This window comes from Candidatus Thermokryptus mobilis (assembly GCF_900070205.1).
Taxonomy (GTDB): Bacteria; Bacteroidota; Ignavibacteria; order Kryptoniales; family Kryptoniaceae; genus Kryptonium; species Kryptonium mobile.
In genome coordinates this window covers 168,442-185,132 of sequence record NZ_FAOO01000004.1, presented here as the reverse complement: position 1 = coordinate 185,132, position 16,691 = coordinate 168,442, and the positions used below count along the sequence as shown (strand labels likewise).

At 37.6% G+C, this 16,691-nt stretch carries 15 protein-coding genes, 1 tRNA gene and 1 pseudogene; 10 read left to right on the top strand and 7 right to left on the bottom strand.

The window, feature by feature from the left end; genetic code table 11:
• Positions 1-1,294, bottom strand: a 1,294-nt coding sequence (locus FKZ43_RS04115; protein ID WP_140944607.1) for a PAS domain S-box protein, incomplete at its 3' end; no start/stop codon positions are given.
• 244 nt (positions 1,295-1,538) lie between these two features.
• Here FKZ43_RS04115 and FKZ43_RS04110 point away from each other — a divergent pair.
• Entirely contained in the window at positions 1,539-3,641 is a 2,103-nt protein-coding gene (locus FKZ43_RS04110) for a methyl-accepting chemotaxis protein (RefSeq protein ID WP_140944606.1), read from the top strand.
• Between the two features lie 100 nt (positions 3,642-3,741).
• On the top strand, positions 3,742-4,788 hold the full coding sequence (locus FKZ43_RS04105; RefSeq protein WP_140944605.1) for a glycosyltransferase family 9 protein: 1,047 nt from the start codon (positions 3,742-3,744) through the stop codon (positions 4,786-4,788).
• Here FKZ43_RS04105 and rpiB read toward each other — a convergent pair.
• The 6 genes and pseudogenes from rpiB to glgA form a co-directional block, all read right to left on the bottom strand.
• Positions 4,774-5,215, bottom strand: a pseudogene (gene rpiB / locus FKZ43_RS04100) (ribose 5-phosphate isomerase B). The gene FKZ43_RS04105 and the pseudogene rpiB sit on opposite strands and share 15 nt — an antisense overlap.
• A gap of 11 nt (positions 5,216-5,226) precedes the next feature.
• Positions 5,227-6,501 carry a tetratricopeptide repeat protein gene (locus FKZ43_RS04095; RefSeq protein WP_140944604.1) on the bottom strand — a complete coding sequence of 425 codons (1,275 nt, stop codon included), beginning with the start codon at positions 6,499-6,501 and terminating at the stop codon, positions 5,227-5,229.
• 2 nt (positions 6,502-6,503) lie between these two features.
• Positions 6,504-7,727, bottom strand: coding sequence for a BamG family beta-barrel-assembly machinery protein (gene bamG, locus FKZ43_RS04090; RefSeq protein WP_140944603.1), 1,224 nt, complete (start codon positions 7,725-7,727; stop codon positions 6,504-6,506).
• Positions 7,728-7,734: 7 nt separating this feature from the next.
• On the bottom strand, positions 7,735-8,814 hold the full coding sequence (locus tag FKZ43_RS04085; RefSeq protein ID WP_140944602.1) for a hypothetical protein: 1,080 nt from the start codon (positions 8,812-8,814) through the stop codon (positions 7,735-7,737).
• Positions 8,802-9,404, bottom strand: a complete 603-nt coding sequence (gene gmhB / locus FKZ43_RS04080; RefSeq protein ID WP_140944601.1) for a D-glycero-beta-D-manno-heptose 1,7-bisphosphate 7-phosphatase — start codon at positions 9,402-9,404, stop codon at positions 8,802-8,804. Before gmhB ends, FKZ43_RS04085 begins: the two co-directional genes overlap by 13 nt.
• Positions 9,401-10,909, bottom strand: coding sequence for a glycogen synthase GlgA (gene glgA, locus FKZ43_RS04075; RefSeq protein WP_140944600.1), 1,509 nt, complete (start codon positions 10,907-10,909; stop codon positions 9,401-9,403). The genes gmhB and glgA overlap by 4 nt, the downstream gene beginning before the upstream one ends.
• Positions 10,910-11,043: 134 nt before the next feature.
• Between glgA and FKZ43_RS04070 the strand changes: the two genes are divergently transcribed.
• The 8 genes from FKZ43_RS04070 (at position 11,044) to FKZ43_RS04035 (ending at position 16,640) form a co-directional block, all read left to right on the top strand.
• A tRNA-Ser gene (locus FKZ43_RS04070) sits at positions 11,044-11,133 on the top strand.
• Between the two features lie 30 nt (positions 11,134-11,163).
• Positions 11,164-11,694 (top strand): thioredoxin-dependent thiol peroxidase, encoded by a 531-nt coding sequence (gene bcp / locus FKZ43_RS04065; protein WP_140944599.1) that lies wholly within the window; start codon positions 11,164-11,166, stop codon positions 11,692-11,694.
• A gap of 116 nt (positions 11,695-11,810) precedes the next feature.
• Positions 11,811-12,920, top strand: coding sequence for a small ribosomal subunit Rsm22 family protein (locus FKZ43_RS04060; protein WP_181180247.1), 1,110 nt, complete (start codon positions 11,811-11,813; stop codon positions 12,918-12,920).
• A gap of 41 nt (positions 12,921-12,961) precedes the next feature.
• The gene (locus FKZ43_RS04055) at positions 12,962-13,558 is read left to right on the top strand and encodes a MotA/TolQ/ExbB proton channel family protein (protein WP_235894681.1); all 597 of its coding nucleotides are present in this window, start codon (positions 12,962-12,964) and stop codon (positions 13,556-13,558) included.
• A gap of 1 nt (position 13,559) precedes the next feature.
• The gene (locus FKZ43_RS04050; protein ID WP_140944596.1) at positions 13,560-13,958 is read left to right on the top strand and encodes an ExbD/TolR family protein; all 399 of its coding nucleotides are present in this window, start codon (positions 13,560-13,562) and stop codon (positions 13,956-13,958) included.
• Between the two features lie 4 nt (positions 13,959-13,962).
• Positions 13,963-14,709 carry an energy transducer TonB family protein gene (locus FKZ43_RS04045; RefSeq protein WP_140944595.1) on the top strand — a complete coding sequence of 249 codons (747 nt, stop codon included), beginning with the start codon at positions 13,963-13,965 and terminating at the stop codon, positions 14,707-14,709.
• 13 nt (positions 14,710-14,722) lie between these two features.
• Entirely contained in the window at positions 14,723-16,204 is a 1,482-nt protein-coding gene (locus FKZ43_RS04040) for a DUF92 domain-containing protein (protein ID WP_181180246.1), read from the top strand.
• A gap of 19 nt (positions 16,205-16,223) precedes the next feature.
• Complete coding sequence (locus FKZ43_RS04035; protein WP_140944593.1) at positions 16,224-16,640, top strand: archease; 417 nt, start codon at positions 16,224-16,226, stop codon at positions 16,638-16,640.
• Positions 16,641-16,691 lie beyond the last annotated feature (51 nt).

The window sequence follows — 16,691 nt, the reverse complement described above, 5'->3', positions numbered from 1 at the left end:
GCGGTTTCCAGTAATCAAACCATAACTCTTTAAATCTTGGGTCAAATTCAACATCAGAAGTATATATTGAAATTTCACCACTTATAGCTTTGAAATATTCGGGATATTTATCAACCTCAAGTGAAATTGAACTTGGAAGGTGTTTATCTTCTTTGAGCTCGTATACCTCAATGCACTCAAGTTTCCTCTCCCCGGAAAATTTCCATATGCTGATTCGGTCAACCTCTATAATCTTAGCTGATTTCTCAGCGATAAATTTAAGCGCCTCTTCAAATGAAAATTGCGTAAGATTTGTCAGAATTTGAAATATAAGTTCCTTCTCTAATTGCCCAATTGTTATGTCTTTAATGGTTGATATGAAGTGAGTTATTTTTCCAGATTCATCAACAATTGGTGTGATCGTTTCAAATGCATAAAAAATTCGCCCATCCTTACGCCTGTTCACAAAAGTGCCTCTAAATGTTTTGCCAGAGAGAATAGCATTCCAAAACTCCTCATAAAACTCTACGGAATGATAACCACTTTTAAATAACCTCGGGCTCTGCCCAATTAACTCCTCAGCGCTATATCCGCTCATCTTTTCAAGCGCAGAATTTACATACTCAATCTTTCCGGTCACATCGGTTATAAGAACACCATCCCCACTTTGTTCAATCGCTCTTTCAATCTTCTTAAGTTTGTCAAGTGAACTTTCAAGTTTTTCAGCCATCAGATTGAAATTTTCACCAAGATTTTGAATCTCATCCCCCGTCTTTAATTTCAATCTGACCTTAAAGTTGCCTACCGCTATTAAATTTGTGGCTTGAATGAGTAACCCAAGTGGCTTCACTATGAACATATCAGCATAAATTATCACTCCCAATGTGAAAATCAAGGAAACAAGAACCGTCAGTATAATAAAGCGAATAAACGCATCAAACTTCATCTTGGCATATTGGCTTAACCTTGCATTTATTAAATTTACCTTGTTCACTATATCAAGCGAGATTTCATTTAATGCTTTAATTGTTTCTAAATCATCCTTATCCAATTTGCTTTTCGGTTTAATTGACTCAAGTGCCCCTCTCTTTAACTTCTCCCATCTTCTTTGAACCCCCTCATATTCAGCTTTGAACTCCTCTGGGATGGGCAAAATTTCCAATTCCCTTGACCCATTCATTAAAGTGGTCAGCGAAAACTCAAAAGTTCCAATTGAACTTATAATTTCGTCTTCTACGCCCAAAGCTATTGCCTTCACGAGTTGCTGAGAACTGTATCCCATCTTACCTGTCAAGTCGGAATATACCGAAAGCATCCTATTTTCAGACAAAAATATAAAAGTTTTGTAAGCCCCGAAAGAAGAAACAAGGAAAACGAAAACTATAATTAAGACAATTTTTGTCCTTATACTAATGCTTATTTTAGTAGATTTTCTCGAGACGAAAACCACTTCTCTTTGTCATTTGAATTTTAATTGACGCAGTTTTAAGTTAACATACAACAAATTAAAGATTTTTCAAAAAATTCCGATAATAAAAGAAAAAAAAGCGAGGCAAATTATGAGCAGGAATGTCAATCCTGTCTCGGAGTTAAAGATTACCGATAAGGGGCTGTCCTTAAGGAGACAATTTTTAAATTTTACAGATGAGGATATAAAGTATTTGAGAATGGCTCATAAATGGGCTGATAAAGTGGCAGATAGAATAGCAAAGGAATTTTATGATCATCAATTTAAATTTCCTAAAACGAGGGAATTTTTTGAGAATTTTGCCAATCAAAAAGGAATAACACTTGAAAAGTTAAGGAGCCAACTTGAAAAAACACAGGCACAGTATTTCAGGGAGATTTTTTCCGAAGCCCTGAAAGAAAATCCCTTTGGTTCTGAATATTTCAATCGTCGCCTTTTCATTGGATATGTCCATAATGTTATAAACCTACCGATGAAATGGTATGTTGGAAGTTATATGCTTTATTATGACCTTACTAAAAAATATTTAAAGAAAGAATTTCCACACAGACCATTTTTCAGAAGGAAACTTGAAAGAGCAATTTTGGCCGTTTTTAATTACGATATGCAAGCTGTCTTTGATGCATTCTTTTACGATTTTCTCAAGAGCATAAATGTGAGTATAGCTGGACTTGAGATAGGAAATCTTGAATATGATTACTCAGACAATTACGATAAAATCAAACTCCTTGTTGAAGAAAGGGTAAAAGAAGAATTGAGAAGGAAAGAGGAAGAAAAGCGTAAATATCTTTCTGAAAATTTTGAAAGGATATCAAATTACATACGGCTACTCTCAGATGGTGATCTTACATCCGAGATAAAAGGTGATGGCGGTGATGATTATATGTTAAGTTTATATGATACGCTTGAGAAGATGCGTCTAAGTTATGTTGAGATCCTTTATCAATTAAAAGATATGATAAATATTCTTTCAAGCGCAACTGCGCAGTTAAGCTCAAGTTCAGAGGAGATGTCCTCCGGGGTTAAAGAACAAGTTTCACAGACAGGTGAGATTGCATCCGCGATTGAAGAGATGAGTAGGACAATCGTTGAGAACGCAAGAAACGCTACGGTTGTTTCTGAAATTGCGGATAAATCCAGTAGTTCCGTTCGGATTGGGGTTAACACATTAAGAGAAGTTATAGATGAGATCACGAAAATTTCAGAACTCGTTGATGAATCAACGAACGTTATAATTGAACTTGGTAAATCAAGCGAGCAGATAGATGAAATCATATCAGTCATAAACGATATAGCGGATCAGACAAATCTTCTGGCTTTAAACGCTGCGATCGAAGCAGCAAGGGCTGGTGAACACGGTCGCGGATTCGCCGTTGTGGCAGATGAAGTGAGAAAGCTCGCTGAGAAAACATCAAGATCAACGAAAGAAATAAAGGATATAATCCATAAACTTAGAAACATGACTGACAGCGCTGTTGAGGCAATGAAGAGGAGTAAGAGCGAAACTGAAAAAGGTATAAAACTTGCAAGCGAATCAGGAAAGGTATTGAATGAGATAATTGAATCTTTTGAAAAATTAAAGGACATGATATCCCAAATAGCTACGGCAAGTAATCAACAGGCAAGCACAAGCGAGCAGATAAGTAAAAATGTTGAATTAATCGCGAAAGTCGCAGAAGAAACTGCAATCGGTGTCAATGAAATTGCAAAGTCGGTGAATGATTTGAGCAAACTTTCAGAAAAACTCAGTCAAATTGTTTCAAGGTTTAAAATCGACGAGGAAGTCGCAAACAAATGGTATTCATCAATCATAAGTGAAATCATAGGTGAAAACAAAAATAAAGATCTAAAATTTGACATTGAAAAAGCTAAAACAGCCCACAGGTTATGGCGCAATAGATTTTTGCGATTCATTGAGGGGAAAGAAGATATCAACCCAAGCGAATTCCTCTCGCACAGGGAATGTCAACTTGGGAAGTGGTATTATTCAGAAGGGATAAAAAACTTCGGTAATATGCCAGAATTCATTGAACTTGGCAGAAAACACGAGGAATTCCACAGGACCGGCACACAATTGATAAAACTTGCAAATGAAGGGAAAATTGAAGAAGCAAAGAGAAAATTTCAGGAAACGGATATACTGACAAATGAAATATTATCTCTTCTTGACAAATTAAAAATGGTAGTTGCTTAAACTCTTAACGCTCCTGACATCGCCTGTAGACATTGACTTTTTAAGGTTGATTGCAAATATAACGACCTTGAATTAAATTTGACAAAAAGCAAATTTTGATGTGACAGTTTTCAAACGAGAAGAAATTAAAAAGATACTTGTCATCAAGCTCAGAGCTATAGGTGATGTCTTACTTTCAACGCCTGTTTTGAAAAATCTAAGACATAATTTTAAAGATGCTGAGATTGATTTTTTAACCGAACCACCATCACGGGAGATAATTGAAGGGAATCCATACGTTGACAATTTGATAATTTTTGACAGAGGCGATAAAAGTTTAGGTAGATTTTTAAACCTCAGACGTAAAAATTACGACCTTGTTATTGACCTTTTTTGCAACCCGAGGTCTGCCTTGATGACTTTTATAAGTGGGGCCAGATACAGGGTTGGCTACGCTTTTAGAGGAAGAGGATATGCTTACAACATAAAACTTAAGCCACGTGAAGAAGTCCACCATAATGTTGAATTTAACCTTGACGCATTAAGAGCACTTGGACTTGAAATAATTGATGAAAACCCGTATTTACCGATTGATGAATCAGCAGAAAATTTTGCTGAAAAATTTTTTAATGAAAACGACTTGAAGAATAAATTAACGGTTGCTTTAATTCCAACCGGCACATGGGAAACGAAAAGATGGGGGCTTGAAAAATTTGCAGAACTTGGAGATATCGTAGCTGAAAATTTCAATGCCAAAATTTTGATAATCTGGGGTAATGAAAAAGAATTTGAAGAAGCAAAGAAACTATTATCGTTTATGACTACAAAACCGATAATTCTACCGAGAACAAGTTTGAAACAACTTGGTGCGATTTTAAAAAGATGCTCATTTACCATCGCAAACGATTCAGGTCCGATGCATATTTCAGCTGTGGTTGGAACCCCAACGCTTGGCATCTTTGGTCCAACGAATCCACACGCGCAAGGTCCTTTCGGTGAAAAACATTTATGGGTGAGAAATGAAGAGATTGATTGTCTTGGGTGTAATTTAACTAAATGTCCAATCGGGAATAAATGTATGAGCGAATTAAAGGTTGAAACGGTTTATTCTGCCTTTTTAAAACTCGTTGAAAAAAACAAAGATAGAATTACATCAAAGCCCTGTTAATTTATGAATTTTTTCAACTCTTCGTGCATGTCTTCCACCTTCAAATTCCGTCTCAAGCCAAACTTTGACTATTTCTTTAGCGTTTTCCCAACTGATTAACCTCGCCCCGAAAGGTTAGGACATTTGCATCATTATGTTGTCTTGACAATTTCGCTTCCTCAACCGAACAACAATTTGCTGCTCTTATTCCTTTAACTTTATTTGCAACTATTGATACACCAACCCCAGTTCCACAGATAAAAATCCCCCTTTCACACTCACCATTAGCCACCGCTTCTGCAGCTGGATAAGCAAAATCAGGGTAATCAGTTGAATCTGATGAAAAAGTGCCAAAGTCAACAAACTCGTGACCAAGCTCTTTTAAAAGTTCTTTCAACTTTTCTTTATATTCAAAGCCAGCATGATCACTTGCAACTGCAATTTTCATAAAATTCTAAATTAAATTTTGTAAGGCACAGTTATGCTCTCACCAATCCAGTCATAGCAACCACCCGTTATCGCAACCTTGCCATCTTTTATCTTTCTCTTGTTGAAGAAATAATCCTCCTGTGTTGGGACAAGCGTCTCAAGGTTTTTAATCCTTTGGTTTGCTTCACTTTCAACGCTTGGGTCTATCTTCTTCGCAAGCTGATAATATTCAACCGCAAGTTGATAGACAAGCTTATCAGTGAAATCAAGTTTCGTCCAATCTCCTCCTTTTGTCGTCTTTACACATTTTGCAACCGCTGCTTCGTAAATTTGTGCTATCTCAATGTAAGGTCTCCCCCAGTTTTTATCCTTAGCCATTGCTCTTCTCGCCCAAACCCTCGCCTGCTCAAAATTGTCAAGCTCACGATAACAAACAGCAATGTTTAAAATTATCTCCTTCGCATCGGGATTTATCTTCAAAGAACGATTATACGCATCTATCGCTTTTTTATACTCACCTGTGCGTTGATAACAATAACCGAGACGATTCCAGTATATCTCATTATCAGGATATTTCTTCGCTAACTTTTCAAGATAAGGTATAGCGCTTTTATAATCCTCAGCACGGATGTAAAGATTCGCAATCGTCCATATAAGTTCAGTGTTTTCAGGGTCCGACTCAAGTCGTTTCTTGCTTAGCTCAATCAACTCTCCTATGTCCTTCACAAGAGCTCTTAGCCTGTCATTTGCCGTGACATTTTGAGGGTCTTTTTCAATCACCCTTCTGTAAAGATCAATCGCCCTATTTCTATATTCTGGATGTTCATCCATATTCTTTATGTAAAGAACCCCAAGTCGGTCTATGTAATAAAACTCCGTGTTTTCAAAATCAAGTTCAATCCCCTTTTCGTAAGCTGCTATTGCTTCGGTATCCCTTCCGGTATAATAGTTTTCAAGCACATATCCTTTGCGAAGATAATATTCAGAAGCCCTTTCGGGATCATACTTTATTGCGTTGTCATAAATTATCAAAATAGTATCTGCATAAGCTGTCTTTTCATCTTGAGGTGCATCCTCGTAATACTTCAAATAAATTTTCTCCATCGCTCTATACAGCGTTTTAAACCTTGAGGGTTGCATCTGCATGACCTTCCATCCGTAAGGCACTGCGCTGTTATAATCCCCAGTTTTAAAATACTCAAAAAACAACGACCAATTCTTCAACACCTCCATTGAATCTTGCGCTGTCCCTTGAGCGAAAATGAAACCCGGAATAAAAAACAACACCAAAAAAATTTTTTTCATATTTAATCCTCAAGTTTTTGTTTTACAAACCAAATTTCACCTGTGTTTATTCCGAGCGAAATTCTTAAAACCCTATCGCTCACAACATCAACCCTTCCTCTAAAGCCATATTCAACAGCAAGATTCAATCTCGTGTCAAAGCTTACAGGAAAACCGAAACCGATGGAAAAGAACAACTCATTTATTTTTGTTTCCTCTACTTTAAGATATGTTTCATTATAAAAAATTCCAAATCTGTAAGATGTCTTTTGAAAGAAACCAGCAGTTACCTCCCTTGATGGTAAAATTTCAATTCCTGTGCCAACCCTTACGGCATCCTTTATCTCAGCTGGATGTTCGCCATTTATTTTAAACCTGTTCCAATTCTGATAATAAATGTCGCCTGAAGCTTGAATTCTCTCCCTCAAAAAATAACTCACCCCGAAACCAACACGATACGGAAGATAACCATCAAACTCGCTCATCTCAGATACTGTTGATTGAGAAACGATCGGTAGATAATACTCAATTGTTGATGTCCCTTTCAAGGTCACAGGGCTTGAAAATGTCAAGCCGAATGTCAAGCTATTTTTACTAACGCCAAGCCCATAAGCAAGTCCCACGGTTAACCCAAGCCCGCTGTAATTTCTTTCCCTTTTCATCGTTGAAAAGAAAAACTCACTACTGCCAAAATTTGTCTCCCAAAAGTTTGTTATAGTGCCAAAAAAATAATCAAGCCGTGCTCCAAAACTAAACTCGCTTGATGGTTTGAATGAAAAGCCGAAAACAAATGTTGAAATCCCTCCCTCCCCTCTATACGATTGGGAAAAATATCTATCCTGAAGTATTGAATCTTTCCTCACGATGTAATTAACATTACTAAAAGGCATAAACCCGGTTGTAAATGTTAAACCAAACCTTTTCCACACAGGGATTGCCATCAAGACACCGTCAAAGTTTCCGCTTGTCAAAAATGTGTTTTTAAATTTATCTTTCAACGATGTCCCCTCATAAAGATAACCACCTGAGACCCTCACTCTTGCAATTTCACTCCAAAGAGCCGGATTGTATCTATTGATGTAAATTGGGTCAAAAAGAGCAATTCCAAGAGAGCCAAGCCCTGCTGTTTTATCAACCGTTGCAAATCTTAAAATCCCAAGTCCAAACCTTGAATAGATAGAACCACCTCCAAAAGCGACTGAAGCAACTGAAATCAAAAGGACAAAAATTTTAAATTTTGATTTCATACCCAGTTTAGACTCCCGGTTTTGTTGTGTAATAAACTTTTAACTTCGGCTTTCTATCTTTGAAATAAAAAACATAACGGTCAAAGTTGTCCTGTTCATTGTAAAACCTTATTAAAATCCCATTGTTTGGCTCGCCACTTAGCCAACGCTGAACTGGTGTAGTCACCGGGATTGTATATTCAAGTGTATCAAGTGGATTTCTCATACCAAGGTAATTACCTTCAATCCCACCTAGCGACTTTTTCACAAGCTCAGGGTCAGTTATAAAGCTTGCTATCAGGGAGTCAGTCCCATTTATGTATCTTTTTTTCTCCTTCAAATAAATTGAAATTTCCGCACGATTAACGATTATATTTTTAGGCAACTTTGAAATGTCAAATTTTAAAACGCTTCTAAAACCAACCCCCGCTTGTATAACGATATTGTTCGTATCCGCTATTTCACTTGACCTTGCGATATAGCCATCGCTACCGTAAAAAAATCTAACCGTGTCAACGCCACCATCGGCTTTGCCTATCCCAACTTCTAAAGCAGGTGTGAAAAGCATCTCATCAAGCGATTTAAAACCCCATATCACTCCATTATTTTGTGGCTTTAAATAAAGCCCATAATTTCGTCCCATAAACCACTCTCTCACAACAGATGTATCTATCGGGAAATAATTCACCGAGTCAGGAATCCCTTCAAATTCTCCAACAACTTTCGCATCGTAAAGCGTATCATAGTAATTTGATAAAACTTTGTGGGCGGTGAACTTAGCTGGGACAGTAGTATCACCTATCACAAAATCTGACTTAAATAATCTTATCCGTGATGACTTTATTTGAGCAAATCTTAATGTATCCGGGATGTCAAAGCGAATTAAAATCCCACACGAGATATTATCATAGTTTCCGATCAAAAGATAATTTGAAGCTGAGTTAGATATAAAACTTGTTATGTTTTCAAATTGAACCTCAATTGAGTCCTCATAAAAATTGACATTGAAAAGTTCTTTTTCAGGTAAAAGACCGAAACCGACATCGTTTGGTTCTTTACCGCAACCGATGATGAAAAGAGTTAAAAAGAATAAAATCAAGCTTCGCATTTTTCCTTTCTCTCCGTTAGACATTTTTTTACGATTTCAATTGCTTCCCTCAAATCCTTAGCAACAAAATCCGGCTCTAAATTTTTATCTCTGCACTTTTCAAGTTCTTCAATTCCGTAACCAGTCAACACGAGTATAGTTGTTGCCCCGGCTGTTTTCCCCGCTTCTATGTCAATGCATCTATCTCCAATTACAAATGAATTTCTTAGATCAATGTTTTGTTCTCTTGATGCTCTTTTTAACATTCCATCTTTTGGTTTTCTGCATTCGCATTCAACTTTGTAATCTCCGTTCCCTTCGGTTGGATGATGCGGACAATAATAATAAGCGTCAATTTTCGCCCCCTTTTCAGAAAGCAACTCGTCAAGCCGTTTGTGAATCTTTTTTAAGTCCTCCTCAGTAAAATATCCCCTTGCTATACCACTTTGATTTGTGAAGACGATGACCTTCAACCCAATTTCATTTGCTTCCTTTATCGCTTCAGCTGAGCCATCTATCAAAATGAGCTGTTCCGGGGAAGACAAAAAATTAACATCTTCATTTATCGTTCCATCTCTATCAAGAAATATAGCCAGGGGTTGCTTTTTCATTTGACTTTGACGGTCCGAGCTTTTTTTTGAACTGAGACGAGTTTCTCGTAAAGTTCAACATATTTTCTCGCCGAAACGCTCCAGGAGAAATCTTTCGCCATGCCGTTTTTCATCAATTTAAGCCAGACCTTTTTATTCTTGTAAAAATTTAGCGCTTTCTTTAGCGCTTTGAGGAGCTCCTGACCGTTATATTTTTCAAAAAGGAATCCCGTTCCCCTTCCCGTTTTCGGGTTAAATTCCTCAACCGTATCCGCAAGCCCGCCCGTTTTCCTCACCACTGGAACAGTCCCGTATCTTAAACTATACATCTGATTCAAACCGCATGGTTCATACCTTGATGGCATAAGAAAAATATCAGCACCAGCTTCAATTAAATGTGCAAGCTCTTCGCTGAACCCAATATGTATCCCAACCTTTTTAGGATATTTCTTCTTGATCCGCTCAAGCATCTCTTCATACCTTGGTTCACCTGTGCCAAGAACAATATATTGCAAATCAAGTTCCATCATTTTATCAATTATCTCTTCTATCAGATCAAATCCCTTTTGCTCAGCTAAGCGAGAAATCTGAGCAACGACGGGGATATTCTCATTATATTCAAGCCCGAAATGCTTTAGAAGCGCTTTTTTATTCTCATACTTGCTTTCTATCGTTTGAACTCCGTATGGAACTGGGATGAATTTATCGGTTTCAGGACTCCAAACCGAGTAATCAACACCATTTAAAATTCCAAAAATATCTCTTTTCCTTTTCCTTAACACATCCGAAAGACCAGCTCCGAGTTCATCATCCGCGATTATCTCCTTGGCGTAAGTTGGGCTCACTGTCGTTATAAAATCGGCATACAAAATTCCAGCTTTTAAGAAATTAAAACTACCGTTGTGTTGTATCTGCGGGAAAATTTCATCTGGAAGACCCGACTTTAAAAATGATTCCTTAGGGAAAACACCCTGATAACCGATGTTGTGTATCGTTAAAATGGTTTTAATCCCCTTCAAAAGTGGGTCATCTTTATAGGTTGTTTTTAAATATACAGGAACAAGGGCGGTTTGCCAGTCATTGCAATGAATTACATCGGGACGCCATCCAAGCTTCCTCAATGTCTCAATGACTCCTTTACAAAAGAATATAAATCTTTCATCGTTATCGGGATAATCTTTCTTTGTCTTTGGGTCAACATAAAGACCATTTCTATTGTAATAAACCTCGCTTTCAAGGAAATAAACTTGAACCTTCGTTTTTTGACCCACAATGAACGATGCTTTAGCGCTTCCCTTTTGAAGTTTATCCCCAACTGGAATATCCATCTCCTTCAGGCGTATAATCTCGTGGATGCCAAATTTCCGCTCGCTTATGAATCCATATTTCGGCATCATAACTCTTATCTCGTGTCCAAGTTCCTTTATCGCTTGGGGCAAAGCAAAAGAGACATCAGCAAGACCTCCCGTCTTCGCGAATGGAACAACTTCACTGGAGAGGAAGAGGATATTAAAAGATTGAGCCATTAGGACTCCTTAAATGAATTTTTTCTTCAAAGACCTCAAAAATTTTATTAAAATTTAACAAAAAAAATGCTAATAAACAACCCAAGCCCTTTTCTTTTTGATTTCAAAAAATTTTAGTATATTTAAAAAGCATTGGAGAGGTGCCCGAGTGGCCGAAGGGAGCCGCCTGCTAAGCGGTTGTACCGCCAAAAGCGGTACCGAGGGTTCGAATCCCTCCCTCTCCGCAAAGTTTTTAACAAAATTGTGGAGGGAAAATGGCAAAGAAGAAAACAAAAAGGTCTGTCAATAAATCCGCAAAGACAACAGAGCTAAAAGTTGGACAAAAAGCCCCGGACTTCACGCTTCCAGCTGATAATGGTGAGAAAATCTCTTTAAAAGATTTCAGAGGGAAAAAAGTCGTCCTCTATTTCTATCCGAAAGATGACACACCGGGGTGCACGAAGGAGGCATGTTCGTTTAGAGATAATATAAATCGCATACTTGAACGCGGAGCTGTGGTTCTCGGAGTTAGCGCTGATAGCGTTGAATCGCACAAGAAGTTCAAAGAAAAATATAACCTCAACTTTCCTCTCTTAAGCGATGAAAAGCATAAAGTTCTGCAAAAGTATGGCGTATGGAAAGAGAGAAATCTCTATGGGAAAAAGTTCATGGGCACAGAGAGGACAACCTTCATAATTGATGAAAATGGCAAAATCGCTCACATCTTCAGAAAAGTCAAAGTTGATGGTCACACCGAAGAGGTTTTGAAAAAACTTGATGAACTTGCTCAAAAAGTCACCGCTTGACAAGTTAAAGCCGTGCTTGAGATACCGAAATTCTATGAGAGCTTTCTCTCAAGAGTATCAAACATCAACCTAAACTCACCCCGCCAGCTCAAAAATGTGGCGAGATAGTGTCTGCGATGTCGGAATATTTCACAAGGAAAAACTTGCGGAAGGAATTCGTCTTCTACGACTACCTCAGCAACGCCGAAGTTCAAAAAGGGTATCTAATTTACTTTACAACGACAAATCTCTTAAAAGTTCATATCCCATTAAACGAAATCGCCCACTCGGGATTTTTCAAAGGAAGGAAAAATCTTGAAATACTTGACATCGGAACAGGTCTTGGGACAGTTGTGATGGGTGCGATAATTTGGATGCATGAGAATATAAAATACTTTAAAAATACCGAGGTTAAATTCGTCGCCCTTGATAAAGTCAAACAAAACATAGACAAATTTCAAGAGAACCTTGAGATTTTCCTCTCCGAGCTTAAAAACCACTATCCCAGCTCAATAAAGATAACAGTTGAACCAGCCATCTTTGACATTGAACATGCTTTTGAAATGTTCCACAAAAGATTTGATTTGATAACGGTTGCAAATACGCTTAATGAGGTTGCATATGAAAAAAGAAATAAACTCCTTCGCCTTATCAATGCCGGTGTAAAAGATGATGGTTTTGTAATTTTAATTGAGCCAGCACTCATGATAACATCGCGAGACCTGCTTGATTTCAGGGATAAGATGCTGAAACTTGGATTTCACATTTATTCCCCATGCCTTAGAAATTCAAACTGCCCTGCACTTGAAACACAAAAGGATTGGTGCCATACTGAAGTGGACTGGAAGAGACCCGAATTCATAAGACAAATTGATCTCGTCTCGGGAAATTACAGAAGGACATTGAAATTCTCGTACATAGTTGCAACAAAACAAGACATAAATCTGATAGATTACATCGCTGGTGAAAGAAACTTCACGGACTACTTCAGGATCGTAAGTCAGCTGATAGTTGAAAAAGGGAAGAAACATTGTTATCTTTGCAATGAACTTGGAAGATTGCATTGTGTTAAGCTTGACAGAACAAATTCTCCTCAGAATGAAGTTTTTGATGAAATTTCTCGCTATGAGATAATAACGATGACAAATTTTGAAACAGAAAAAGACAAAATTAAAATCACGCCAGAAACACAGATAAAAAAGGTTTTAAACAACGAAGGAAAAATTTTGAATAAAATCAAAGGGTAATGATGAGATTGCTTGACATTTATTTAAAAGGCGGTTTAATTATGCATTTGATTTCAATCTTGTTTGTAGTGATGATTTATGTCACCATTGAAAAAATTCTTGTGCTAAAAAGAGCGAGGGCAAATGTCAGGGACTTCATCGCAAGCATTAAAGGTTTGATAAGGTCAGGAAATGTTCCTGAAATAATAGATTACTGCAATTCATATAACACGCCTATATCAAGGATATTCAAACAAGGACTTTTAAAGATTGGTCTAGGAGATGAAAGGGTTCGTGAAGCAATTGAAATGGCTGGAAGAAGCGAAGTTTTTATGCTTGAGAAAAGATTAAGCATACTTGCAACAATTGCCGGTATCGCTCCACTTCTTGGCTTTCTTGGAACTGTAACTGGGATGATAAATGCTTTTATGACAATCCAATCGCTTGGCGGAATTGTTTCCCCTTCGGATTTAGCCGGAGGAATATGGGAAGCACTTTTGACAACTGCTTACGGTCTAATCGTTGGGATTCCAGCGTATGGACTTTACAATTATTTCGTCACGAAGATAAACCGCCTTGTTTATGAAATTGAAAACGCGACATTTGAATTCATTGATATACTTGGCTCAGACGAAATAAAAAACAAGCTCGGCTCTTGAAATGAAATTTGAAACAAGGAATAAACCATTAACGATTTTTACATTTGCTTCCCTGACCGACATAGTTCTTCTACTGCTGATTTTCTTTCTTCTCACATCGTCCTTCATAACTCAATCTGGCATAAGAATTCAACTCCCAAAAGCCGAAACGAGGGAACAAATAAGCGATAGAAACATAATAATCACTTTGACATCAAACGGAGAAATTTATGTTTTCAACGAAAAAGTAAAGAAAGAAGATTTATCGGCGAAATTAACCGAGGTTTCAAAAAAACAAACCGATAAACTTGTCGTTTTACGCGCAGATAAAAACGTAGCGATACAGGAAGTGATTGATGTCATGGATATAGCAAGAGCAACTGGTTTGACAAGATTTGTAGTCGCAACACAATTGAGATAAAAGGATGAAGGACGTTGAAATAAAATCCGCTTTTTACACCGCTGTTGTTTGTCTTGTGATTTTCATAGTTATGCTGTTTTACAAACTTACAATTGAACCGAAAGAAAGTGTCAAATTTAACGAGGTCATCTTCGCTCAATCCTTTGAAGAGATAAAACAAGACGAATCGCCCGATCAATCAAAAACTGGAAGAGGACTTAAAAGTTCAATCGCCATAAAGACGACAAATCTCCCAAGGATAAATCTCCCGACGAGATTCACAATTTCAGGTGAGGAAATAATACCTTCTGAAAAATTCGCTGAAAAAATCAGTGATATTGAAAAACCCGGGGAAATAGCTGGAACCGGACATAAAGGTTTTTTTGAAGATGCAAGTTTGGGTAAAGAGATTAAACCAGAGCTTGGCTCTTCTGAGAGAGGGAAAACAGGTATCGGAGAGATCAAACGAGATTTTGGCACTGGATTGAAACAATCGCTTTCATATAGAATTGAATGGGAGGGGAAAATAAACCGAACCAAGTTAAAAGGCGAACTTCCGAAATTTCCTGAAGGCGTAAATGAAACAGCAATGGTGAGGTTTAGGGTTGTGGTTTTACCAGACGGTAGTATTGAAAGGGTCTTCCCGATTGAAAAATCAAACCCGGAATTTGAGCGTTCAGCTTTTGAGGCATTGATGACTTGGAAATTCAACCCGATTGACCAGCAATTTAAACAAAACGGAATTGTAACTTTCATCTTCACCGTAAAATAAAATGGAGGGGAAATTGGACTGGCTTTGGGCTTTCCTTCTTGTAATTTCAATCTTCGGGGTGATCGCAATATCTGAAATTCTCAGGGGAATTTTTAAGCTTGATCCAGAGGTTACAAGGAAAGTTGTGCATATATCCGTTGGTGTAGCTGTTTTTCCAGCGCCGATAATCTTTTCAAGTTCACTTCCAATGATAGCAATTGCCTTAATTTTCATCGTTGTTAACTTCTTGAGCATAAAAATGCGACTTTTCAAAGGGATGGATTCCGTTGAAAGACAAACTTTTGGAACGGTTTATTATCCGCTTGCTTTTTTAATACTTGTCTTGGTTTTTTGGAAAAACCATCCGGCGATAATTTCAATTTCAATGTTAGCTCTTGCGCTCGGCGATGCCTTAGCAGCTATAGTTGGGGAGAGCGTGAAAAATCCAAAGATATACAATTTGACGGGGGATAAAAAGTCAATCCAGGGCTCAGTTGCGATGTTTTTGACAACAGCGTTCATAGTTGCCATTTTCCTTTACTTCACAAGCGATTCAATTCAATGGTGGGGGAAAACCCTTGCGTTATCTGGTGAAGATATAATCTTGATTTCAATTTTAACTGCTTTGTTTACGACTGTTTTTGAAGCGATTGGTTCATACGGATTTGATAATTTATTCATACCGATTTCTTCATCATTTATGCTTTATTCACTTGTCGTAGTGGATGGGTTGAACCAATTTTTGATCGCTTTTGCCCTTGCGATTTTAATTGCGGCTATATCTTTCAAATTAAAGTTTTTATCCTTGAACGGTGCTGTTGGCACCTTTATACTTGCGGTTATAATTTTTGGTGTTGGCGGTTGGAAATGGACTTTGCCGATTCTCGCCTTCTTTGTCCTGTCAAGTTTAATCTCAAAAATTGGGAAAAAGAAAAAAGAAAACTTTGATCTTATCTTTGAAAAGTCAAGCACTAGGGATATTTATCAAGTTATGGCAAATGGCGGGATAGCTGGTTTGACCGCGGTTATATATCAATTCCTTCAAAACGAGATTTTCTACTTTGCTTATCTTGGCTCAATTTCAGCAGCTACCTTTGACACCTGGGCGACGGAGATTGGTACGCTTTTCCCCACAAAGCCAAGATTGCTTACAAATTTCAAACGGGTTGAACCCGGGACATCCGGTGCGGTTTCACTTAAAGGTTCGGTTGGTGGGCTTATCGGCTCAATTATAATTTTTTCAAGTGCCATGCTTTGGGTTAAATTTAATTTCGCGCGACTACTTGTTGTGGTCCTTTCCGGTTTGTTCGGTGGATTTGTTGACAGCTTCATTGGAGCAACTCTACAAGCGCAGTATAAATGTAACGTTTGTTCAAAGACGACGGAGAAAAAATTTCACTGCGACAATTTCACAAGTTTAGTCCGCGGTAAAAGATGGATGAATAATGACTTTGTTAATTTCGTTTGTACAAGCACTGGAGCTCTGTCAGGGCTTGCCTTCTTGATGATAATTTAAAAACAAAACCGCAAAACAAATGCCGTTTAAGATAAATGAGGAAATCGCCATAGCCGATGTGGCAATTGAAGTTTGGGCTGAGACGATAGAGGGTTTATTTCAAGATTCAGGGCTTGCTGTGAGCGAAGTTATGGTTGACACTAAGACGGTTGAGCAAAAGATTGAACTTGACATTTCAATTAATTCAACCAGCATTGAAATGTTGCTTTATGATTTTTTAAGCGAGATAATTTATCTAAAGGATGCTGAATCCCTTCTTTTCTCAAGGTTTGATGTTAAGATAAATGAACTTGATCTGACGGCAAAACTTTGGGGTGAAAAAATTGATAGAGAGAGACATCATCTTAGAACTGATGTTAAAGCTGTGACGCTTTATAGATTTGAGGTTAAAAGGGAAAACGGGATTTGGAAGGCAGAGTTCGTTCTTGATATATGATTGGAAATCTTGATTTTTCTTTTTAACTTTGATTTGACAAGCACTTTTCAC

Bases quoted from the DNA above. Each gene is read 5' to 3' on its own strand.
- FKZ43_RS04110 (WP_140944606.1), top strand. From the start codon at position 1,539: ATGAGCAGGAATGTCAATCCTGTCTCGGAGTTAAAGATTACCGATAAG.
- FKZ43_RS04095 (WP_140944604.1), bottom strand. From the start codon at position 6,501: ATGAAAAAAATTTTTTTGGTGTTGTTTTTTATTCCGGGTTTCATTTTC.
- bamG (WP_140944603.1), bottom strand. From the start codon at position 7,727: ATGAAATCAAAATTTAAAATTTTTGTCCTTTTGATTTCAGTTGCTTCA.
- FKZ43_RS04085 (WP_140944602.1), bottom strand. From the start codon at position 8,814: ATGCGAAGCTTGATTTTATTCTTTTTAACTCTTTTCATCATCGGTTGC.
- gmhB (WP_140944601.1), bottom strand. From the start codon at position 9,404: ATGAAAAAGCAACCCCTGGCTATATTTCTTGATAGAGATGGAACGATA.
- glgA (WP_140944600.1), bottom strand. From the start codon at position 10,909: ATGGCTCAATCTTTTAATATCCTCTTCCTCTCCAGTGAAGTTGTTCCA.
- bcp (WP_140944599.1), top strand. From the start codon at position 11,164: ATGGCAAAGAAGAAAACAAAAAGGTCTGTCAATAAATCCGCAAAGACA.
- FKZ43_RS04060 (WP_181180247.1), top strand. From the start codon at position 11,811: ATGTCGGAATATTTCACAAGGAAAAACTTGCGGAAGGAATTCGTCTTC.
- FKZ43_RS04055 (WP_235894681.1), top strand. From the start codon at position 12,962: ATGCATTTGATTTCAATCTTGTTTGTAGTGATGATTTATGTCACCATT.
- FKZ43_RS04050 (WP_140944596.1), top strand. From the start codon at position 13,560: ATGAAATTTGAAACAAGGAATAAACCATTAACGATTTTTACATTTGCT.
- FKZ43_RS04045 (WP_140944595.1), top strand. From the start codon at position 13,963: ATGAAGGACGTTGAAATAAAATCCGCTTTTTACACCGCTGTTGTTTGT.
- FKZ43_RS04035 (WP_140944593.1), top strand. From the start codon at position 16,224: ATGCCGTTTAAGATAAATGAGGAAATCGCCATAGCCGATGTGGCAATT.